This is a genomic window from Spirilliplanes yamanashiensis (genome assembly GCF_016863475.1).
GTDB classification, from domain to species: domain Bacteria; phylum Actinomycetota; class Actinomycetes; order Mycobacteriales; family Micromonosporaceae; genus Spirilliplanes; species Spirilliplanes yamanashiensis.
Genome location: NZ_BOOY01000014.1, coordinates 73761 through 95084 on the forward strand (window position 1 = coordinate 73761; position 21324 = coordinate 95084).

At 75.3% G+C, this 21324-nt stretch carries 18 protein-coding genes; 7 read left to right on the forward strand and 11 right to left on the reverse strand.

Annotated features, from left to right (window positions below; all coding sequences use genetic code 11):
- Positions 1–29: 29 nt before the first annotated feature.
- Complete coding sequence (locus Sya03_RS10295; RefSeq protein WP_203937997.1) at positions 30–1601, forward strand: alpha/beta hydrolase fold domain-containing protein; 1572 nt, start codon at positions 30–32, stop codon at positions 1599–1601.
- Positions 1602–1610: 9 nt separating this feature from the next.
- Here Sya03_RS10295 and Sya03_RS10300 read toward each other — a convergent pair whose 3' ends face one another.
- Together Sya03_RS10300 and Sya03_RS10305 are read right to left on the reverse strand one after the other, a co-directional pair.
- Positions 1611–1943: an SCO4225 family membrane protein gene (locus tag Sya03_RS10300; protein ID WP_203937998.1), complete on the reverse strand. Its 333-nt coding sequence runs from the start codon at positions 1941–1943 to the stop codon at positions 1611–1613.
- 44 nt (positions 1944–1987) lie between these two features.
- Positions 1988–2524: a phosphoribosyltransferase family protein gene (locus Sya03_RS10305; protein WP_203937999.1), complete on the reverse strand. Its 537-nt coding sequence runs from the start codon at positions 2522–2524 to the stop codon at positions 1988–1990.
- Positions 2525–2658: 134 nt separating this feature from the next.
- On the opposite strand from Sya03_RS10305, the gene Sya03_RS10310 reads away from it, so the two are divergent.
- Positions 2659–3786, forward strand: coding sequence for a PP2C family protein-serine/threonine phosphatase (locus Sya03_RS10310; RefSeq protein WP_203938000.1), 1128 nt, complete (start codon positions 2659–2661; stop codon positions 3784–3786).
- On the opposite strand, the gene Sya03_RS10315 is transcribed toward Sya03_RS10310, so the two are convergent.
- Positions 3783–3953, reverse strand: a complete 171-nt coding sequence (locus Sya03_RS10315) for a hypothetical protein (RefSeq protein ID WP_203938001.1) — start codon at positions 3951–3953, stop codon at positions 3783–3785. The genes Sya03_RS10310 and Sya03_RS10315 overlap by 4 nt on opposite strands.
- A 277-nt stretch (positions 3954–4230) precedes the next feature.
- On the opposite strand from Sya03_RS10315, the gene Sya03_RS10320 reads away from it, so the two are divergent.
- Positions 4231–6084 carry an acyl-CoA dehydrogenase gene (locus tag Sya03_RS10320; RefSeq protein ID WP_203938002.1) on the forward strand — a complete coding sequence of 618 codons (1854 nt, stop codon included), beginning with the start codon at positions 4231–4233 and terminating at the stop codon, positions 6082–6084.
- A 62-nt stretch (positions 6085–6146) separates the two neighbouring features.
- Here the strand turns inward: Sya03_RS10320 and Sya03_RS10325 are convergent, their stop codons facing one another.
- A complete protein-coding gene (locus Sya03_RS10325; RefSeq protein WP_203938003.1) occupies positions 6147–6659 on the reverse strand; it encodes a SixA phosphatase family protein in 513 nt (170 codons plus the stop codon).
- A 77-nt stretch (positions 6660–6736) separates the two neighbouring features.
- Here Sya03_RS10325 and Sya03_RS10330 point away from each other — a divergent pair, with 77 nt between their 5' ends.
- Positions 6737–6982, forward strand: coding sequence for a DUF6458 family protein (locus Sya03_RS10330; RefSeq protein WP_203938004.1), 246 nt, complete (start codon positions 6737–6739; stop codon positions 6980–6982).
- Positions 6983–7046: 64 nt separating this feature from the next.
- Here the strand turns inward: Sya03_RS10330 and trhA are convergent, their stop codons facing one another.
- Positions 7047–7670 carry a PAQR family membrane homeostasis protein TrhA gene (gene trhA, locus Sya03_RS10335; protein ID WP_370872136.1) on the reverse strand — a complete coding sequence of 208 codons (624 nt, stop codon included), beginning with the start codon at positions 7668–7670 and terminating at the stop codon, positions 7047–7049.
- 133 nt (positions 7671–7803) lie between these two features.
- Between trhA and Sya03_RS10340 the strand changes: the two genes are divergently transcribed.
- The 3 genes from Sya03_RS10340 to Sya03_RS10350 are packed head-to-tail and all read left to right on the forward strand — an operon-like array spanning position 7804 to position 9954.
- Entirely contained in the window at positions 7804–8400 is a 597-nt protein-coding gene (locus Sya03_RS10340; RefSeq protein WP_203938006.1) for a 5-oxoprolinase subunit B family protein, read from the forward strand.
- Positions 8397–9221 (forward strand): 5-oxoprolinase subunit C family protein, encoded by an 825-nt coding sequence (locus tag Sya03_RS10345; protein WP_203938007.1) that lies wholly within the window; start codon positions 8397–8399, stop codon positions 9219–9221. The genes Sya03_RS10340 and Sya03_RS10345 overlap by 4 nt, the downstream gene beginning before the upstream one ends.
- Positions 9205–9954: a LamB/YcsF family protein gene (locus Sya03_RS10350; protein ID WP_203938008.1), complete on the forward strand. Its 750-nt coding sequence runs from the start codon at positions 9205–9207 to the stop codon at positions 9952–9954. Before Sya03_RS10345 ends, Sya03_RS10350 begins: the two co-directional genes overlap by 17 nt.
- Before the next feature lie 35 nt (positions 9955–9989).
- Here Sya03_RS10350 and Sya03_RS10355 read toward each other — a convergent pair whose 3' ends face one another.
- The 6 genes from Sya03_RS10355 to pdhA form a co-directional block, all read right to left on the reverse strand.
- Complete coding sequence (locus tag Sya03_RS10355) at positions 9990–11804, reverse strand: NHL domain-containing thioredoxin family protein (RefSeq protein ID WP_203938009.1); 1815 nt, start codon at positions 11802–11804, stop codon at positions 9990–9992.
- A 73-nt stretch (positions 11805–11877) separates the two neighbouring features.
- A complete protein-coding gene (locus tag Sya03_RS10360) occupies positions 11878–15696 on the reverse strand; it encodes an LppU/SCO3897 family protein (RefSeq protein ID WP_203938010.1) in 3819 nt (1272 codons plus the stop codon).
- A gap of 244 nt (positions 15697–15940) precedes the next feature.
- Positions 15941–16078, reverse strand: a complete 138-nt coding sequence (locus tag Sya03_RS10365; RefSeq protein WP_203938011.1) for a hypothetical protein — start codon at positions 16076–16078, stop codon at positions 15941–15943.
- Between the two features lie 159 nt (positions 16079–16237).
- Positions 16238–17665: a dihydrolipoamide acetyltransferase family protein gene (locus Sya03_RS10370; protein ID WP_203938012.1), complete on the reverse strand. Its 1428-nt coding sequence runs from the start codon at positions 17663–17665 to the stop codon at positions 16238–16240.
- Positions 17666–17670: 5 nt separating this feature from the next.
- Positions 17671–18642 (reverse strand): alpha-ketoacid dehydrogenase subunit beta, encoded by a 972-nt coding sequence (locus Sya03_RS10375; RefSeq protein ID WP_370871929.1) that lies wholly within the window; start codon positions 18640–18642, stop codon positions 17671–17673.
- Entirely contained in the window at positions 18642–19784 is a 1143-nt protein-coding gene (gene pdhA / locus Sya03_RS10380) for a pyruvate dehydrogenase (acetyl-transferring) E1 component subunit alpha (protein ID WP_203938013.1), read from the reverse strand. Before pdhA ends, Sya03_RS10375 begins: the two co-directional genes overlap by 1 nt.
- Positions 19785–21324 lie beyond the last annotated feature (1540 nt).

Below are 21324 nucleotides of genomic sequence, written 5' to 3' on the forward strand. Positions count from 1 at the left end.
GCACCGTTCCGGCAGGGTATCTGCAGGTCATGCCGCTGTCATACGAGACGCTGCCCGGCGACGTCGACCACCTCGTCGCCGACGACCACGCCATGGTCGAACGCCAGTTCCAGCACCTGGAGGCGGGTCGCGGCGACCGCCGCGTGCTGGCCAACCAGGTCGCGTTCGAGCTGTCCCTGCACGCGGACGCCGAGGAGCGGGTGCTCTACCCGGCGCTGGCGCAGGCGGTCGGCCCGGAGCAGGCGCGGCACACCCGCGACGAGCACCAGGCGATGAAGGAACTGCTGGTCACGATCGGTGCGGCCGACCCGGGGGAGCCGGAGTTCGAGAAAGCGCTGGCCCGGCTCGTCGCGTTCGTGCGCGCCCACGTCGCCGAGGAGGAGACCGTCCTGCTGCCGCGGCTGCGCAAGCACGCCGGCCCGGCGGCGATGGCCGAGCTGGGCCGGCGGTTCCTGGCCGCGAAGCGGTCCGCGCCCACGTACCCGCACCCGAACGCGCCGTCGTCGGCGCTCGGGCACCGGATCGCCGACCCGCTGGCGGCCGTCGCCGACCGGGTCCGCGACCTGGCGTCCGGGCGGGTGAAGACCCTGGCCACCGACCCGTCCGGCACGCTGGACCCGCAGGCGCAGCGGCTGCTCGACGCGTTCTCGGCGCTCGGCCCGCAGCCGGTCGAGATCCTGGAGCCCGCCCAGGCCCGCAAGCAGCCCACCCCGGTGGACGCGGTGCGCCGGATCCTGGAGGAGGACGGGCGGTCCACCGCCCCGGAGCCGGTCGGCGACGTCCGCGACATCACCATCCCCGGCCCGGGCGGCGAGCTGCCGGTGCGGATCTACCACCCGACCGGCTCGTACGTCGAGCCGCTGCCGGTGGTGCTGTGGGTGCACGGCGGCGGGTGGGTGCTGCACGACGTCGACACGTACGACGCCTCCTGCCGCGGCCTGGTCAACAAGACCGGGGCGATCGTGGTGTCGCCGGAGTACCGGCGCGCCCCCGAGGCGGTGTTCCCCGCCGCGCACGACGACGTGCTGGCCGCGTACCGGTGGATTCTGCAGCACGCGGCCGAGTTCGGCGGCGACCCGGAGCGGGTGGCGGTCGGCGGCGAGTCGGTCGGCGGCACGATGGCCGCCGCGACCAGCTGGGAGCTGGCCCGCACCGGCGGCCGCACGCCGGTCGCCCAGGTGCTGGTGTACCCGCTGACCACCGGCGAGCAGTTCGGCGAGTCGATGGCCGACGCCGCCGACGCCCGCCCGCTGACCCGGCCGCTGCTGTCGTGGATGGCGATGCACGCGTTCGACGGCGTGCCCGGCGCCGTCCGCGACCCGCGCGTCGACCTGCTGTCGATCCCGGCGGACGAGCTGGCGGGGCTGCCGCCGACGCTGGTCATCATCGACGAGCGCGACGTGCTGCGCAGCCAGGGCGAGGAGTTCGCCCGGCACCTGGACGCGGCCGGCGTGCCGACGCGGCTGAGCAGCTACGACGGCGTCATGCACGAGTTCTTCGGGGCGTCCGCCGTGCTGGACAAGGCGGACCGGGCGCAGCACGAGGCGGCCACCCACCTGCGCCGGGCGTTCGGGACGCTGTCGCCGCTGGCGGTGCGCTGACGGCGCCGGTCAGGCGGTGCGCCGCCGGGCGCGGTACTCGCGCACGGTGCGCGCCATCATGCCCAGCACGACGGCGTTGAGCAGCGCGCCGAAGGTCAGGCCGACGACGAGGAACGGCATCGCGCCCGCCCCGTCGGCCGCGACGGTCAGCGCCACCCCGAGGTACGAGCCGGGCAGCGTGACGAGGATGGGCCAGACGCCGGCGAGGTTGGCGTCGCCGCTGCCGTCGCCGGTGGCCGACAGCCAGACGACCCAGAGCACGACGAGCGCGACGCCGATCAGGTAGGTGCGGGAGAGCCAGTTGCCGACGGCCAGGGCGGCGGTCCTGCGGAGTGCGGTCATGGCGATCATCCTGCGCGGGCGCCGGGCGGGGCTCGTGAGTAGCGCTACTCAACCGCGTCCAGGTCCGTACCGGTCAGCAGCGACCGGACACCCAGCTCGGCGGCCACCGCCGGCGGGGACTCGTCGACGATCACGGCCGCGCCGACGATCTCGGCGTGCGGCAGGGCCGCCCGGACCGCCCGCAGCTGCGCGCCGGTGGTCACCCAGTCGTCCACGATGAGCACTCGCTGGCCGGGCGCGACGAGGTGCGCCCGCACGCCGAGGGTCACGTCGGCGCCCCGGTGGTCGCCGGACGCGGTGCCCCAGCTCATCGGCTCGGGCACGGGTCGCGGCCGGTACGCCTCCACGAACCCCGCGCCCACGGCCGCGGCCACCAGCGGGCCGACGATGAAGCCGGTGCTCTCCGGCGCCACCACCACGTCGGGGCGCGGGTGCAGCGCCCCCAGCGCGGCGCCGAGCCGGCCCAGCACGGCCGGGTCGCGCCACCAGCCGGAGCGGTCGCTGACCAGGTGGGTGGCGGCCGGGCCGGGGTCGGTCCAGCGGAGGGCGTGCCGCAGTGCCGCGCGCAGGTCGGGCTCCATCCGATCATCGTGTCACCGGCGCGACACGCCCCGCTGATCGCGGCTCACCGGGTCGATCTTCCCGGGCGCGACGGGCGGTCAGTTCGGCATCGGACGAGGGGTCAACCCGGTTCAGTCGCGGGCGTGCATCAGGCATGCTGTGGGACGTACCCATGACGCTCCCGCCCACGGGCCGACGCCCGCTCAGCCCCGGATCCCGCGCCGGTCTCGGCGCGGCCCTCGTGCTGCTCGCGCTCGTCGCGGCGATCGATCTGGCCGACGGCGGCGAGGCCCACTACGTGGGGCTGCTCGCGGCGGCGCCGTTCCTGGCCGCGGCGTTCGCCGGCTGGCGCATCGTGCTCGCGGTGGGCGTGGTGTCCACGGTGGTCGGTGGGTTCTTCGCCGCGTACGGCGGGCGGCCCACGCTGGCCGGCATCGTCAACGTCGTCGGCATCCTCGTGGCCACCGGCATCGCCGCCGGGGTGGCCGTGATCCGGCAGCGGCAGCTCGACCAGATCGCCGAGCTGTCCCGGCTGGCGTCCGTCGCCCAGGCGGCCGTGCTGCGGCCGCTCGGCCCGCGGGTCGGCTCGATCGCGGTGGCGGGGCGCTACATCTCGGCGACGGCCGCGGCCGACATCGGCGGCGACCTGTACGAGGCGCTGGACACCCCGTACGGCGTGCGGATCATCATCGGCGACGTGCGCGGCAAGGGGCTGGACGCGGTGCGGCTGGCGAGCATCGTGCTGGGCTCGTACCGGCACGTCGCGTACGAGCGGGCCGACCTGCGCGCGATCGTGGCGGACCTGGACAAGGCCGTGGCCCGCAGCGTCGGCGACGAGGACTTCGTGACGGCGGCCCTGCTGGAGGAGCGCGGCGGCACGCTGACGATCGTCAACTGCGGCCACCCGGCGCCGCTGCTGCTGCGCCGCGGCCAGGTCATCGCGCTGGAGCCGCCGGCCCCGGCGCCGCCGCTGGGGTTCATGCCGGTGGCCCGGCCGCGGGTGGAACGCCTGGAGCCGGGCGACCGGCTGCTGCTGTTCACCGACGGGCTCGGCGAGGCGCGCCGGGACGGCGAGTTCTTCCCGACGGCCGACCGGGCGTGGCGGCTGCTGGGCCACGGCACGGTCGCGGACGGCCTCGCCTCGCTGGAGACCGCCCTCGTCGAGTGGGTGCGCGGCCGGCTGGACGACGACATCGCGCTGGTGCTGCTGGAGTACACGGGCGCCGACACCGGCTCGGCGGCGCCGCTGCCGAGCTGGGAGTACGGCGCCGCGGGCAGCTAGACCTGGACCGGTTCGGGTTCGGTCTCGCCGCTGGGGGCGGGCTGCGGGGCAGGCTGCGGGGCGGGCGCCTCGACGGGTTCGGGCACGCGGTGCCGGCCGACGTACCGCTTCGGCTGGTCGGGCTGTCGCGGAGCGGGTACGAAGTTCCGGATCTGGGCGAACAGCATGGGGACCTCCCCCGGTCATGTCCGGCGCATCGACACATCGAAACGACGGACCCCTCTGTCCGTTAAACGATGCGCTTCCCGGCTCGATACGTCCGGCGGCGCGTCGGCTTGCAAATGTCCGAAAGGTTGCTCCGTCGATGCCGATGTGGGTGACAGGCGGCTCTCGATCGGCGGTGCTGTGACGCCCTCCGCGAAGGGGTTGTCGAAAGCTACTCGTGGGTAATACAGTGATCGTTACTGACGGGTAACCCCTTGTCCGGGAAGCGGGGCCAGCGCCATGAGCCACTACAGGAGCAACCTGCGGGACCTCGAGTTCAACCTCTTCGAGGTCTTCGGTGCCGACCGCGCGTTCGGCAAGCCGCCGTACGCCGAGCTCGACATCGACACCGCGCGCGACATTCTCGCCGAGGTGGACCGTCTCGCCCGCGAGGATCTCGCGGCCAGTTACGTCGACGGTGACCGCAATCCTCCCCGCTTCGACCCGGCCACGCACACCGCGCCGCTGCCGGAGTCGTTCCACAAGTCCTACCGCGCCTTCATGGACGCCGAGTTCTGGCGCCTCGACCTGCCCGCCTCGCTCGGCGGCACCACCGCGCCGCGCGCCCTCTGGTGGTCGATCGCCGAGCTGGTTCTCGGCGCCAACGCCCCCATCTGGATGTACGCGTCGGGCCCGTCGTTCGCGCACGTCCTGAAGGTCGAGGGCACCGACGAGCAGAAGAACTGGGCGCAGCTGTTCATCGACAAGCAGTGGGGCTCGACGATGGTGCTCACCGAGCCCGACGCCGGCTCCGACGTCGGCGCCGGCCGCACCCGGGCGGTCCCGCAGCCCGACGGCTCGTGGCACATCGAGGGCGTCAAGCGCTTCATCACCTCGGGCGAGCACGACCTGAGCGACAACATCATCCACTACGTGCTGGCGCGTCCGGTCGGCGTCGAGGGCGCGGGCGGCCCCGGCACCAAGGGCCTGTCGCTGTTCATCGTGCCGAAGTTCCACTTCGACGCCGACGGCGAGCTGGGCGAGCGCAACGGCGTCTACGCCACGAACGTCGAGCACAAGATGGGCCTCAAGGTCAGCAACACCTGCGAGATGACGTTCGGCGAGCACGGCACCCCGGCCAAGGGCTGGCTGCTCGGCGACATCCACGACGGCATCCGCCAGATGTTCATGATCATCGAGTACGCCCGGATGATGGTCGGCACGAAGGCGATCGCCACCCTGTCCAGCGGCTACCTCAACGCGCTCGACTACGCCAAGAGCCGGGTGCAGGGCGCCGACCTGGTGCAGAGCACCAACAAGGCCGCCCCCCGCGTCACCATCACCCACCACCCCGACGTGCGCCGCTCGCTGCTGCTGCAGAAGTCGTACGTCGAGGGCCTGCGCGCGCTCGTCTGCTACACCGCGGGCTGGCAGGACACCATCTACATGGCCGAGGCCGCCGGCGACGAGAAGACCGCCACGAAGGCCAAGCGCATCAACGACCTGCTGCTGCCGCTGGTCAAGGGCGTCGGCTCCGAGCGGGCGTACGAGCTGCTCGGCCACGAGTCGCTGCAGACCTTCGGCGGCTCCGGCTTCCTGCAGGACTACCCGCTCGAGCAGTACGTCCGCGACGCCAAGATCGACACGCTGTACGAGGGCACCACGGCGATCCAGAGCCTCGACCTGATCTTCCGCAAGATCGTCAAGGACCAGGGCCGCGGGCTCGGCGCGCTCGCCCTGGAGATCCAGACGTTCATCGACAGCGAGGCCGGCAACGGCCAGCTCAAGGAGGAGCGGCTCGCCCTCGGCAAGGCGCTCGGCGAGCTGCAGACCGTCCTCGGCACGATGATGACCTGGCTGCAGGCCGCGCAGGGCGGCGAGACCCGCGAGCTGTACAAGGTCGGCCTGCACAGCCGCCGCGTGCTGCTCGCCCTCGGCGACGTCGTGCTCTCCTGGCTGCTGCTGCGCCAGGCCGAGGTGGCGCTGCGGGCCCTCGGCGGCGAGGTCGGCGAGAAGGACCGGCACTTCTACACCGGCAAGGTGGCGGCGGCCCGGTTCTTCACCCGCGAGGTGCTGCCGCGCATCGGCGCCGACCGGCGGATCATCGAGAACGCCACCCTCGACGCGATGGAGCTGCCCGAAGAGGCGTTCTGACGCATCCGGTGCTCCGGCGGCCGGCGGGTTCAAATCCCGCCGGCCGTCGTTGTGTCCGCCGGTCAGTGCCGCGCGGTGTGCCGCTCCACCAGCTCCGCCGTCGCCGGGCCCAGGGTCGTCCACGGGCCGGTGCAGCGGTGCACCGCCAGGGCCGCCGTCTGCAGGCCGGTGAACGCCTCGGCCGCCTCGTCCGGAGCCAGCCGCACCGACGCGTCCGACACCGTCGGGTTGTGGCCGATCACCAGGATCGTGGCGGCGTCCTCGTCGGCGACCCGCACCACGTCCAGCAGGTCGTCCACGTCACCGGAGTACAGCTGCCGCTCGTAGCGGACCTCCGGGCCGCTCTCGGCGCCCGCCTCCGCCAGCCCCAGCGCCACGCCGTGCCACGTCTCCCGGGTGCGCCGGGCCGCCGAGCAGAGAACCAGGTCGGGCAGTAGCCCGCGAGTGGCCAGCCAGGCCCCCGCCGCCTTCGCGTCCAGCCGGCCCCGCATCACCAGCGGCCGGTCGATGTCCTTCAAACCCGGCGGGTCGTCCGCCTTGGCGTGGCGGAGCAGGACGAGGGTGCGCGCGGTCATGCCCTACAGCTTGCCCGATTGGTTTTTCACCCCGATGGGTATGTCCACCGGCACACGGCTGAATCCTGGAGGACACAGTGGGTATCGGTGGCAGCATCTTCCTCATCGCGCTCGGCGCGATCCTCGCGTTCGCCGTCGACGCAAGCATCGGCTTCCTCGACCTGTACGTCGTCGGCTGGGTCCTCATGCTCGCCGGCCTGGTCGGGCTCATCCTGACCATGTTCTACTGGCGCAGCCGCCGCCAGACCGTGGTGCGCCCGACGACCCAGGGTGAGGTCGTCGAGGAGTACCGCGAGGTGCGCCGCCCCGGCCCGCCGGTCTGATCGGCCCCCTCACGCGTCACGGGCTCGTCCTCCGCTACGGGGACGGGCCCGCTCGTCGTCCGCGTCAGGCGTAGAGGGCGAACCAGATGCCGACGTGGTGGCAGGCCGCGGCGACCAGCGTGCACGCGTGGAAGAACTCGTGGTGGCCGAACACCGTCGGCCACGGGTTCGGCCGGCGCAGGGCGTAGAAGACCGCTCCCGCGCTGTACGTCGCGCCGCCCACCAGCATCAGCACCAGCGTCGTGACCCCGCCGGCGTGCAGGATGTCGGGCAGGATCGCCACCGCCACCCAGCCCAGGGCCAGGTAGAGCGGGGCGCCGACCCAGCGGGGCAGGTGCGGCCAGACGACCTTGAGGGCCACGCCGCCGAGCGCCCCGCCCCAGACCAGCGCCAGCATGACCGTGGCCTTGCTCTCGCTGAGCAGCAGGACGCAGAACGGCGTGTAGGTGCCCGCGATGAAGATGAAGATCATCGAGTGGTCCATGCGCCGCATGATCTGGTAGCCGCGTTCGGACCAGACCCGGCGGTGGTAGAGCGCGCTCGTGCCGAACAGGCCGCACACCGTCAGGCTGTAGATCGCGCAGCTGACGACCGGTGCGACGCCGGGGCGGGTGGCCGCCAGCGAGCACAGGACGATGCCGCCGACGAGCGCGACGAAAAAGGCGTACGCGTGCAACCACCCGCGCATCCTCGGCTTGCCGAGGTCGGCGGGATTCCTGCTGGACGGGACGGTCGTGGTCACGGCTTCCAGGTTACGGCAGCGTAGGTTACCAGCAAGTAGCCTGCGGGTGATGTCACAGCCATCCGGCAGGATGACCCCCATGAGGATACGGCGGGTGGGGGCGTCCGCACTGCTCGTGGAGTGCGCGGACGTCGAGGCGTGGCGCGCGGAGCTGTGGCGCCGCCGCGAGCGGGGCGAGCTGACCGTCACCGAGATCGTCCCCGGGGCCGGCACCGTCCTGCTCGACGGGCTCGCCGACCCCACCGCGACCGCGCGGCTGCTGCCCGGCTGGGCGCCCGGCCCCGCCACGGCCCCGGCCCCCGGCCCGCTCGTCGAGGTCCCCGCCGTCTTCGACGGCGAGGACCTCGGGTTCGTCGCCGGCCACTGGGGCGTCGGCACCGATGCGGCCGTCGCCCGGCTCACCGGCACCGAGCTGCGGGTGGCGTTCTGCGGGTTCGCGCCCGGGTTCGCGTACATGACCGGCCTGCCCGGCGACGTGCCGCGGCTGCCCGCGCCGCGGCCGCGGGTGCCCGCGGGCGCCGTCGCCCTGGCCGGCGAGTACACCGGCATCTACCCGGCGGCGTCGCCCGGCGGCTGGCGGCTCGTCGGCCGCACCGCGGTCACGCTGTTCGACCCGCGCCGCGAGCCGCCCGCGCTGCTCGCGCCCGGCACCCGCGTCCGGCTGGTGGCCGCGTGATCGAGGTGGTCCGGGCCGGCCCGCTCACCACCGTGCAGGACCTCGGCCGCCCCGGCTTCGCCCACCTCGGCGTGCCCCGCTCCGGCGCCCTCGACCAGCCCGCCCTGCGCCGCGCCAACCGGCTCGCCGGCAACCCCGGCGGCGCCGCCGCCCTGGAGACCACCGTCGGCGGCTGCGCCGTGCGGGTGCGGCGCGACACGGTCGTCGCGGTGACCGGCGCCCGCGCCCGGGTGCGGGTCGACCGGGCCGAGGTGGCGTTCGGGGCGGCCGTCCCGGTGCCCGCCGGCGCGGTCCTCGACGTCGGCCCGGCGCGCGCCGGCGTGCGGTCGTACGTGGCGTTCGCGGGCGGCGTCGCCGTCGAGCCGGTGCTGGGCAGCCGGTCCACCGACACACTGTCCGGCCTCGGCCCGCCGCCGCTCGCCGACGGCATGACCCTGCCCCTCGGCACCCCCGGCGCCGCCCCGGCAGCCCCCGACCTCGCCGAGCCCGGCGAGCTGGTCGTCACCCTCGGGCCGCGCGACGACTGGTTCGCCGACCCCGACGCCCTGTTCACCACCGACTGGACGGTCAGCCCGCTCAGCAACCGGGTCGGCCTGCGGCTGAGCGGCCCCCCGCTGCGCCGCGCCGAGCAGCGCGAGCTGCCCAGCGAGGGCGTCGTCCTCGGCGCCGTCCAGGTCCCCGCCGACGGCCGGCCGCTCGTGTTCCTCGCCGACCACCCCACCACCGGCGGCTACCCCGTCATCGGCGTCGTCGCCGACGTCACCCCGCTCGCCCAGGCCCGGCCCGGCACTACGGTGAGGTTCCATGGACCTCAACGCTGACCTCGGCGAGGGCTTCGGCGCCTGGCGCCTCGGCGACGACGACGCCCTGCTCGGCGTCGTCACCTCGGCGAACGTCGCCTGCGGCTTCCACGCCGGCGACCCGTCCACCATGCGCCGCGTCTGCGCGGGCGCCGCCCGGCGGGGCGTGGCGATCGGGGCCCAGGCCGGCTACCGCGACCTCGCCGGGTTCGGCCGCCGCCGCATCGACTACGACCCCGGCGAGCTGCGCGACGACGTGCTCTACCAGCTCGCCGCCCTCGACGGCTTCGCCAGGGTCGCCGGCACCCGGGTGCGCTACCTGAAGCCGCACGGCGCCCTCTACAACACCGCCGCCGTCGACCCGGTCCAGGCCGGGGCGGTCGCCGCCGCCGTCGCCGAGTACGACCCGGCACTACCGGTGCTGTGCCAGCCCGGGTCCGCGCTCGCCCGCGCCGCCGCCGACGCCGGGCTGACCGTGGTGGCCGAGGGCTTCGCCGACCGCGCGTACGCCCCCGACGGCACCCTCGTACCCCGCTCGCAGCCCGGCGCCGTCCTGCACGACCCCGCCGCCGTCGTGGCGCAGGCCGTCCTGATGGCCACCGAGCAGCGGGTCCGCATCGCCGACGGCGCCAGCGTGCCGTGCCCGGTGGCCTCCATCTGCGTGCACGGCGACACCCTAGGGGCGGTGGAGCTGGCCCGCCGGGTGCGGGACGCCCTCACCGGCGCGGGGCTCACGGTGGCGCCCTTCCGGTGACGCCGCGTGAGGCGGCGTCCGGCGGCTCCGGCTGCTCAGGCGTCCAGGCCGCGCAGGACCAGCGGCAGCCGGTCCGGGGCGCCCGGCTCCACCCGGATCGGCACCCCCCAGTCCTGGCGGGTGAGGTGGCAGGCGGCGTGCTCGTCGTCGACGTCGCAGGTGGCGGCCTGCGCGACCACCTGCAGCACCCCCGCCCCCTCCGCCAGCACCAGGCGGCGCGACAGGTCCGTCGTGACGCCCGCGCCCTCCACCAGCAGCTCCGGCGGCGACGCCGACACCTCCAGCCGCGTCGACGGCCCGTACGTCGTGTCCAGCTTCTGCCCCGGCGCCGGCGTGAAGATCACGTCGAGCGTGACCGCGCCCGGCGCCAGCGGCGACGGCGGGCGTTCCGTGCGGCGCCGGCCGCCGTCGACCACACCCGCGGCCGCCAGCGCGCCCGGCGCCAGGCGGGTCAGCCGGTGCGCCGCCGACTCCACCACGAACACCGCCCCGTCCGCCGCCAGCACCACGTCGCTCGGCTCGGCCAGGCCCGTCGCCACCGTCGACACCGCGTCCGTCGCCGGATCGAACCGGCGGACCGCGCCGTTGTACGTGTCCGCCACCAGCACCGAACCGTCCGGCAGCGCGCACACCCCCAGCGGGTGCTGCAGCAGCGCCTGCCCGGCCGGGCCGTCCACGTGCCCGAAGTCGAACAGGCCCTGGCCCACCGCCGTGTGCAGGGCGCCGCCGGACACCCAGCGCACCGCGGACGTCTCCGCGTCCGCCAGCCACAACCGGTCCCCGCCCGCCGACAGGCCCGACGGCTGCGCCAGCCACACGTCCGGCAGGTCGCCGTCGCGCAGCGCCTCCACCGTGGTGCCCGCGTACACGCCGGTCGTGCGCTTGATCGGGTCGAACCACCACAGCTGGTGGATGCCCGCCATCGCCACGACCACCCGGCCGTCGAACCACGCCACGTCCCACGGCGACGACAGGTCCGCCGCCAGCGCGTCGTGCGGGCGGTCGTCCACCCCTGAACGCCACGGCCGCCCCGAACCCGCCACCGTCACCACCTCGCCGGACGCCAGGCGTACCCCGCGCAGCAGGTGGTTGACCGTGTCGGCGACGACCACGTCGTACCCGGCGACCTCCGCCTCGTGCCGCGGCAGCAGGCACAGGCCCTGCGGCTCGGAGAACGTCGCCGCCCCCGCCGGGCCGTCCGCGCGGCCCCGCCGCCCGGTGCCGATGCGGCGCACGACGGTCTCGCCGTCCGCGGCCAGCTCCACCAGCGAGTGGTGCGCCGAGTCCGACACCAGCAACCCGCCACCCGGCAGCGCCACGGCCTTGCCCGGGAAGCGCAGCGCCGTCTCCGGCTCCGCCGGCGGCACGTACGGGCCGTCGCCCCGGTGCAGGGCGCCCGTGGCGTCGTGCGTGGCGATCAGCTCGTCGATCAGGCGCGCCAGGCCCTCCGCGTGGCCCTCGCCCGCCATCGACGCCACCAGGTAACCGGCCGGGTCCACCACCGCCAGGGTCGGCCACGCCTTCGCCGCGTACTGCTGCCACATCAGCAGCTCCGGGTCGTCCAGCACCGGGTGCGTCACGCCGTAGCGCTCCACCGCGGCGGCCAGCGCGTCCGGGTCGCGCTCGTGCTCGAACTTCGGCGAGTGCACGCCGACGACGACCAGCACGTCGCCGTACTTCTCCTCCAGCGGGCGCAGCTCGTCCAGCACGTGCAGGCAGTTGATGCAGCAGAACGTCCAGAAGTCCAGCAGGACGATCTTGCCGCGCAGGTCGGCCAGGGTGACGTCCCGGCCGCCGGTGTTCAGCCAGCCACGGCCCCGGAGTTCCGGCGCCCTCACGCGTGCGGTCATGGCGCCAGTCTGCCCGGTCGGGGCGTCCCGGCGGGCGGGACGTTGGTCACGTCCCGCCCCGGTCCGCCGGCCCTCAGCCGGCCGGCTTCAGGCAGAGCACCTGGGTACGGCCGCCGCCCGTCGGGTTGACCACCCACGGCATGCCCGGGTCGGCACACTGCTCCTTGGTGTCCACGATCGACGCCACCTGGAACGCGCCCGCGTCCGAGCACCCGGCCCGCACCGCCCGCTCGCCCTGCTGCTTGACGCACTCGCCCGGGTTGACGGTGAACGCGTTGTCCGACGGCCGCGCCATCAGCCACACGATCGACATCGGCACCGCCACCAGCAGCACCGCCGCCGCCAGCACCGCCAGCACCACGAGGATCTTGCGGACCGGCTTCGGCGGCGCCTCGGCCGGCTTCTCCGCCGCCGTCGCCGCCTTGAACTGGTCGAACCGCCCCTGCTCGGGATCGGCCGTCGGCCAGCTCGACGTCTCGTTCGGCCCCGGCGGCGTCACCGTCGGCCGCGCCGGGGCACCCTGCACGGGCGCCTGCACCTGCGTCGGGTCGGCGGTCGCCCGCCCACGGCCCGCGAGGTCGCTCGTCTGCTCCCCGAACGGCGGCCGCTGCCCGTCCGCCGGCGGCGCGTCCCGCCGCCCGGACACGTCCACGGTGTGCTCGCTGTACGGGTGCTGCCCGTTCACCACCGGCGACCCGGGCGCCGGCGCCCGGAACGGGTCGTCGAACCCGAACCCGCCCGGCCCACCACTCACCGGCGGCGGCCCGGCGGGCCCGTCGAACTGCGGCGGCGACACACGCGCACTGGCCGTCGCCCGCGCCACCACGGGCCGACCGGCGGCGTCACCGCGCGGCCCCTCCGGACCGTCGGGAGCGCCGCCGTCGACCTGCCCGTTCTGCGGCCCCGCACCGAACGGCGGGCGGCCGAACTCCGAGCCGCCGGGACCACTGTCCTGCCGCGGCCCGCTGACCGGGGCGGCCGCGCGGGCCACCGGCTGGTCGTGGGCGCCGGACGCGGCGGCCCAGCCGGCGGGGCGCTGCTCTCCGCCGCTGCCGCGGTCCTCCGGCGCGGGCCACCCGCCGGCACCACCGCTGCTGGGCCGCGCCGCCGGGCCGTCGGGCCCGGGGTGGCCGCCGTGCGGCCTGTCCTGGCCGCCCGGCACCGGCCACGCACCCTGCTGGGGGCGGGCGTCGCCGTCGGGGGCCTGCCAGCCGCCGCTCTGGTGGCGGGCGTCGGCGTCCGGGGTCGGCCAGCCGCCGCTCTGGGGGCGGGCCTCGCCGTCGGGGGCCGGCCAACCGGCCGGCGCGGGACGGTCCTGGTCCGGCCTGCTCGTCTCGGGGCGGTCCTGGTCCGGGGTGGGCCAGCCGCCGGGCTGGTGGTTGGCCGCGTCGTCCGGGGCCGGCCAGGAAGGCGACGTCGGCTCGGCGGCGGGCGGGCGTGCGTCCGGGCCCGCCCACGACGGGGCGGCGCCGGGCTGCCGGCGTGCCTCGGGTGCGGCCCAGCTGCCCGGCTCGGGGCGCGCGGCGGCGTCGCGGTCGTCGGCGCCCGGCCAGCTTTCCGCGGCAGTGCTGCCCGCGGTGTGCGGGCGGTCCGGGGGTGGCCACGCGCCAACGGCGTGCTGCTGATCGGGGGTGCCGGGCCAGCCGTCGGCCGGCGCGGACTCGTCGGCGGACGGCGCACTCACCGACGCCGCGGCCCGCACCACACCCTGGTCCGGGCGGGACGCCGGCTGCCAACCACCCGAGGCCGGCTCGTCGGCGGACGCGTCACGGGCCTGCCAACCACCGGAGGCCGGGCCGTCGCCGCTCACCGGGCGGGCGGGGTCTGCGTGCCAGCCGGCGGAGGCGGGGCCGTCACCGCTGACCGGGCGGGCGGGGTCTGCGTGCCAGCCGCCAGAGGCGGGCCGGTCGGCGTGCGGGCGCTCGTCGGGGGACGGGCTCGTCGGGCGGGGGACACCCGCCGACGCCCTGGCCGCGCCCTGGGCGGGGGGCTGCCAACCGCCCGAGCGCTCGTCCTGGTCGGACGGCGGCGCCCACGGGGCCGGGCCGTCGTGGCCGGCGGCGTCCGGGGCGGGCTCGGCGGGGCGGCCGTAGACGCGGGGCTTCGGCGTGGTGGGGGCCGAGCCGGTGGGCTGGTCGTCGGGGTTCGGCGGGGGCGTCATGCGGTTCGGGACGGGGACGGAGGCGCTCGCCGACGCGGCCCGGGCCTGCGGCTCGGGGACGCGCGGCTGCGGCACACCCTGGGCGGGCTCGTCGCGCCGCTCGGCCTGCGCGAACTCGCCACCGCCGCGAACGGGGAGGTCGGCGGGGCCGCGACCGGCCAGGTCGGCGGAGCCGCGGCCGGCAGCGTCGGCGGAGCCGCGCACCGGAAGGTTGGCGGAGCCGCGGCCCGCCGGGTCGAGGTCCGCGGAGCCCCGGACCGGAAGGTTGGCAGAGCCGCGACCGGCGGAGTCGGTGGGACCGTGCCCGGCGAAGCCGGCGGAACCGCGACCCGCCAGGTCGGGGGTGTCGTACCCGGTGGCGTCGGCAGACCCGCGCCGGGCCGAGTCGTCAGGGCCGTGCCCGGCAAAGTCCGAAGAACCGCGACCCGCAATGTCGGCGGAACTGCGACCCGCAATGTCGGCGGAACTGCGACCCGCAAGGTCGGCGGAACCGCGGCCGCCAAGGTCGGTGGAGCCGCGGACCGGGAGGTCGGTGGAGCCGCGGCCGCCCAGGTCGCCAGAGCCGCGGACCGGAAGGTCGGCAGAGCCGCGGACCGGAAGGTCGGCAGAGCCGCGGCCGCCCAGGTCGCCGGAGCCGCGGACCGGGAGGTCGGTGGAGCCGCGACCGGAAAGGTCAGCAGGACCCCGCCCGGCGAGATCGCCGGAACCACGGCCCGGCAGGTCGCTGCCGGCAAGATCGTCACGGCCGCCGATGTCGCCCGAGCCGCGGGCGGGGAAGCCGCCACCGCTGAGGTCAGCGGCGCCGCCGCCGCGACCGGCGAGGTCACCGCTCCGGCCGGGCAGCCCCGGAGACCCAGGAACCGGCGGCGCAGAGGCGGGCGGCCCGGAGGCAGGCACCCGCGACCCGGGCAGTCCCAACCCGGAGGCCGGCGCACCCGAGGAGGGCGCACCGGAGCTGAAGGGCTCCGCCGGCCGGGGGGCGTCGGGCAGGCCGGTGAGGCTGGCGCCGGGGACGCGGACGCGCTGGCCGCCGAAGACGGAGATGCCGTCGGCGGGCTTGCGCGGCCCGGCGGACATGGGGCCGGGCGGGATGCTCGTCGGCGGCGGGAAGGCGGGCAACGCCGGGGCCGGGACTGCGGGGGCGTCGTCGGGGCGTTGGGCGCCCGGGACCGGGACGGAGGCGCGGCCGGCCGACGCGCGCCCGGCGGCGGGCTGCGGGGGAACAGCCGAGGGGGCCTCGGTGGGGGGCTGGACGGCGGGGTAGCCGCCGGAGTCGCGGCCGCCGCGGGTGTGCAGGGCGCCGAGGTTCTGGGCGCGGGAGGCCGGGTCCGGGGTGGCGGGCGGCGGGGGTGTGGGCTGCGGCGGGGGTTCGGGGGCGCGGCCGCGTTCGGACTGCGGGGTGAACGCCTCGGCGGCGGCCCACGGTTCGGGCTGGGCCAGGGACTGGCCGGCGCGGGCGCCGCGGCGGGGCAGGGCGCCGCCGTTGGGGGCGAAGGTGGGTTGCGGGGGTGTGGCGGGCGGGCTGGGGACCGCGGGGACCACGAACGGCGAGCCGGACTCGGGCTCGGGGTACGGCGGCGGGCCGTAGGCGTGCGGGGCGCCGGGCGCCCAGGAGCCGGGGCGGTCGTCGGCCTCGGGTGGGAATCCCTCCGAGCCGAACCCTCGTGCTCCGCCCTCGCCCGACGTGGCCTCGGCCGGCTGCCGGCCGGCGTGCTGCCCCTCGGACGTCATGCGCGCCTCCTCGATGTCCTCTCAGCCGTGCCGGTGTCCCGTCCGGACCACGGGGAACGCCGGCCGTGCGGGGCCACCGGGGCGGCTCCCGGCCATTCTGCCGGGGCTCCCGGGGGAGGGGAGACGGCACGATGACCGTGCCCAACCGTACCGGGCGGTCCGGCGTGGAGGAATCCCGGTGTACGCCGCCCGGGTACGGGAACGTCCCGCCCGGTGAGCCGGACGGGACGTCGATGGTGGCCTATCAGCCGCTGTTGCGCTGCGAGATCAGGAGGATCTCGTCGCGCATCGCCTGGGTCGGGGCCGAGCGGAGGGCCCGGTCGATCGCGCGGGCGTTGCGGGCGTTGCGGGCGCTGGTGCGGAGCTTGGCGATGATGCTCATGGTGGGGCTCACTTTCCGGACATATTCGGTTGTCCTGCGCGGTTGACTACTACTCCAGTAAACCGCGCAGGACCCGTCTCCGGTACCGCTTTATGAGGTGATCTGCCGCACCAGCCTAAGGATCGAAGGCTGGGAACCGATTTGACTGACTGAACGAAACTATCCCCAGGTGAGCGCGCAGCCCTCCGGATCGGCCATGAACGCCGCCACGTCGGCCAGGAAGCGCGAGCCGAGCTCCCCGTCCACGATGCGGTGGTCGAACGACAGCCCGAGCGTCGTCACCTGCCGGATCCTGATCTTCCCCTTGTGGACCCACGGGGTCGGGCGGATCGCGCCGAGGCACAGGATCGCCGTCTCGCCGGGCGGCAGGATCGGCGTGCCGGTGTCGATGCCGAACACACCGACATTCGTGATGGACAGCGTCCCGCCGGACATGTCGGCCGGGGGCGTCTTGCCCGACCTGGCGGTGGCCACGAGCGCGTTCAGCGCCTCCGCCAGCTCGCGCAGCGACAGCCGCCCCGCGTCCTTGATGTTGGGGACGATGAGGCCGCGCTGGGTCGCCGCGGCGATGCCCAGGTTCACGTACTCCTTGACGACGATCTCGTCGCCCGCCCACGTCGAGTTGACCATCGGGTGCCGCGTCACGGCCAGGACGACCGCGCGCGCCGCCAGCAGCAGCGGCGAGACCTTCACGTCGCGCCACTCGCGGTGCTCGCGCAGCTTGTCGAGCACCTTCATGCCGCGGGTCACGTCGACGGTAACGAACTCCGTGACGTGCGGGGCCGTGAACGCCGACGCCGACATGTTCTGCGCCGTCAGCTTCCGCACGCCCTTCACCGGCACGCGCTGCTCGCGGGAGGCGTCGAAGATCGGGGCCGCGACGGTCGCGGCCGCGGGGGCCGCCGCCACCGGTTCGGGTACGGCCACCGCCCGCTCCACGTCCGCCCGGGTGATCGAGCCGTGCGGCCCGGACCCGGTCAGGGTGGCCAGGTCGACGCCCAGGTCCCGGGCGAGCTTGCGCACCGGCGGCTTGGCGAGCACCGGCCCGTCCCCGTTGGTCGCCGGCGGGGCCGGCACGGGCGCGGGCGGTGCACTGGGGGCCACGGGCGGTGCTGCGGCAGCCGCCGCAGGCGGGGCGCTCGCCGGCGGCGTACCCCCGTCTGTGCGGCGGGGGCGGCGCTTGGCCGTGGTGGTCCGCGGGCCGTAACCCACCAGCACCGCGGTCCGGCCCCCGGGGGCCGGGCCGCCGATCATGCCGGGCTCGACCATGCCCTCGGCGGGCGCGACCTCGACCGCCGCGAGCGACGCGGCCGACGGCGCCGGCTCGACCGGCCCCGCCGACGGGTCGGTGTCGATGGCGACGATCGGCGCGCCGACCTCCACCACCGTGCCGGCCTCGTGGAAGATCCGGGTGATCTGCCCCGCCCACTTCGCGGGGATCTCGACGGCCGCCTTCGCGGTCTCGACCTCGACGATGGGCTGGTTCAGCTCGACGGTGTCGCCCACCTTCACCAGCCAGGCCAGGATCTCGCCCTCGGTGAGGCCCTCGCCCAGGTCGGGCAGCGTGAACTCCTTGATCCGCGACATCGGCGTCACCAGCCGAACGCGCGGTCGACGGCGTCCAGGACCCGGTCCAGGTCCGGCAGGTACTCCTCCTCGACCCGGGCGGCCGGGTACGGGATGTCGTAGCCGGCGACCCGCAGCACCGGCGCCTCCAGGGAGTAGAAGCACTCCTCGGTGACGCGGGCGGCGATCTCCGCGCCCAGCCCCAGGTTGCCCGGCGCCTCGTGCACGACGACGCAGCGGCCGGTTTTGCGCACCGACGCGTACACCGGGCCGAGGTCCAGCGGCGACAGCGTGCGCAGGTCGATGACCTCCAGCGAGCGGCCGTCCTCGGCGGCGGCCGAGGCGGCGTCCGTGGCGACCTTCACCATCGGGCCGTACGCCAGCACCGTCGCGTCCGTGCCCTCGCGCACCACCCGGCTGGCGTGCAGCGGGAAGTCGGAGAACTCGACCTCACCCTTCTCCCAGTACCGGCGCTTCGGCTCGAAGAACACGACCGGGTCGTCGGAGCGGATCGCCTGCTGGATCATCGTGTAGGCGTCCGACGGGTTCGAACACGTCACGACCTTCAGGCCGGGGGTGTGCGAGAAGTACGCCTCGGGCGACTCCGAGTGGTGCTCCACCGCGCCGATGCCGCCGCCGTACGGGATCCGGATGACGATCGGCAGCCGCAGCCGCCCCAGCGACCGGTAGTGCATCTTCGCCACCTGCGTGACGATCTGGTTGTACGCGGGGAACACGAACCCGTCGAACTGGATCTCGCACACCGGCCGGTACCCGCGGATGGCCAGGCCGACCGCGGTGCCCACGATGCCCGACTCGGCGAGCGGGGTGTCCATCACCCGGTCCTCGCCGAAGTCCTTCTGCAGCCCGTCGGTGATGCGGAAGACGCCGCCCAGCTTGCCGACGTCCTCGCCCATGATGACGACCTTCGGGTCGTCCTCCAGCGCCTTGCGCAGCCCGGCGTTGAGCGCCTTGCCCAGAGTCATCATCTCGGCCATCAGTGCGCGCTCCCCTCGAACGTGGCCTGGTACCGCTGGAACGCCTCGCGCTGGGCGTCGACCTCGGGCGACCCGTGCGGGTAGACGTGGTCGAACATGGTCACCGGGTCCGGGTCCTGCAGCTCCAGGACGCGCTCGCGCAGCGCGATGGCCTCCGCCTTGGCCTGCTCGTCGACCTCCGCGAAGAACGCCGCGTCGCCGACCTGCTGCTTCTCCAGGAACGCCTTCAGCCGCGAGATCGGGTCCTTCACCTTCCACGACTCGACCTCGCTGGCGATGCGGTAGCGGGTCGGGTCGTCGGAGCTGGTGTGCGCGCCCATCCGGTACGTGTACGCCTCGATCAGCGTCGGGCCCTGGCCCTGCCGCGCGTTGTCCAGCGCCGCCCGGGTCACCGCGAACGTGGCCAGCACGTCGTTGCCGTCCACCCGCACGCCGGGGAAGCCGAAGCCCGACGAGCGCCGGTACAGCGGGATGCGGGTCTGCCGCTCCAGGGGCTCACTGATCGCGTACTGGTTGTTCTGGCAGAAGAACACGATGGGCGCGTGGTAGACGCCGGACCACACGAACGCCTCGTTGACGTCGCCCTGGCTGGTAGCGCCGTCGCCGAAGAACGCGATCACGGCCTCGCCGTCGGCGGAGCCGGTCTTGCCGTCCATGGTGATGCCCATGGCGTAGCCGGTGGCGTGCAGGGTCTGCGCCCCGATGACGATCGTGTACTGGTTGAACTTGTACTCCTGCGGGTCCCACCCGCCCTGGTTCACGCCGCGGAACAGCCCGAACGGCATGATCGGGTCGATGCCCCTGGTGTAGAGCACGCCGTGCTCGCGGTAGGTGGGGAACGCCATGTCCTGCGGCCGCATCGCCCGGCCGGCGCCGACCTGAGCGGCCTCCTGCCCGAGCAGGCTCGCCCAGATGCCCAGCTCGCCCTGCCGCTGCAGGGCGGTCGCCTCCGCGTCGAGCCGCCGCACCGTGACCAGGTCGCGGTAGAGCGTGCGGTACTCGGCGTCCGTGAAGTCGACGGAGTACTCCGTGCCGTCCGGGCCGGTGACCCGCTCGACGCGGTCCCCGTCCGGGGTGAGCAGCTGGACGTAACCACCGGCGGGCGCGTCAGCGCCGACCGTCTCGAGGTCGCCCTTCGCCATCCGTGTCTCCCTGTTCGTCTGTGACCCCGCGGCGGGGGTGTCCCGTCCGCGCGGCGCGCTGTCAAGACGCCGTGCCCGGCCGGGGTGTGGCCTCGCGCGGCGGTGCGGCGAGGTCGGGGGTCGACCGCGCCCGGGGGAGCAACGGCTCCGCCCCGGTGCGCCCGCCCGCATCCGGCGCGTGTGGCGCCCGGTGCGTGGAGGCGACGGCGGCGGTGCCGTCTGGTTGTCATCCTCGCACCTGTGGTGACCCCGCCCACAGGTCAGCCTGATCACAGTCCGGAATTTTGTTCGTGATTTGCCCGTACCGGTCTGTCCGAATTCGTGGCGATTCATCCACGCCGACCTTTTTTCACGCCCCGCCGATCCGCTGCCTCCCGGACCGCGCGTCGTTTCCCCCTTCGAGCGACGCATGTGCGGGCATGAATGTTCACGGCCCGCACGGATCCTGGGGAGGACAGCAGCCGTGCCGGGTGCCCACAACGACCACGAACCACCCGCCGACGGCCTCGTCCCCCCACTCAAGGTCATGCGCCGCCGCCTCAACGGCGTCTACCGCGCCGACACCGTCGCCGGCCCCACCCGCCGCTACATCCTCGTCGTCGGCCTCCTCGTCGTGCTCGCCTCGCTGCCCACCCTGGCAGCCATCACCGCAGGCCCGGAAGCCCTCGACACCAACGCCGAACCCGCCGCCCCGCCGTTCCTCCCGGCCCCGTCCGACGGCCCGGTCATCGTCCCGACGCTGCCGCCTTCCTCACCCCCGCCGGCATCGGCGCCGCCGACGTCGCGCCCGCCGGCCGCCGCCGGGCCGTCACCGGTCCGGCCACCGTCCGGGGGTACGGGGGACAGCGGCGTCCCTGCCGCCGACCGTGAAGAGAACCGGCCGGGGTACGGGTCTCACCCGCGCCCCCACGACCCGGAGCCGGACCCGGACCGGCCGACCAAGCCGCTGCCTCCCGTCGAGGAGCCGGGTGAGCCCGGTGGGCCGGGGGCGCCCGGGCCCGGGGTTCCGGGCGGTCCAGGGGTTCCCGGTCCGGGGGTTCCCGGTCCGGGGGTTCCCGGTCCGGGGGTTCCCGGCGGTCCGGGAGTTCCTGGGGTTCCGGGGCAGCCGCCGGGTGGGCCTGGGGTGCCTGGTCAGCCGCCGAGTGGGCCCGGGGTTCCGGGCCTCCCCGGCCACCCGGGCATTCCGGGGTGGCCCGGTGCTCCTGGCCATCCGGGTCAGCCTGGGGAGCCTGGTCACCCGGGTCAGCCCGGCGAGCCGGGTGAGCCCGGTCAGCCCGGCGAGCCCGGTCAGCCTGGGGAGCCTGGTCACCCGGGTCAGCCCGGCGAGCCGGGTCAGCCCGGTCAGCCCGGTCCGCCCGGCGAGCCCGGCCACCCGGAGCAGCCTGGTCACCCGAGTCACCCCGGTTGGCCCGGTCACCCCGGTTGGCCCGGTCACCCCGGACAGCCGAGCCATCCCGGTCACCCCGGGAAGCCCGGCCACCCCGGCCACCCCGAACACCCCGGTCATCCCGGTAAGCCGCACGACCCCGGTAAGCCCGGC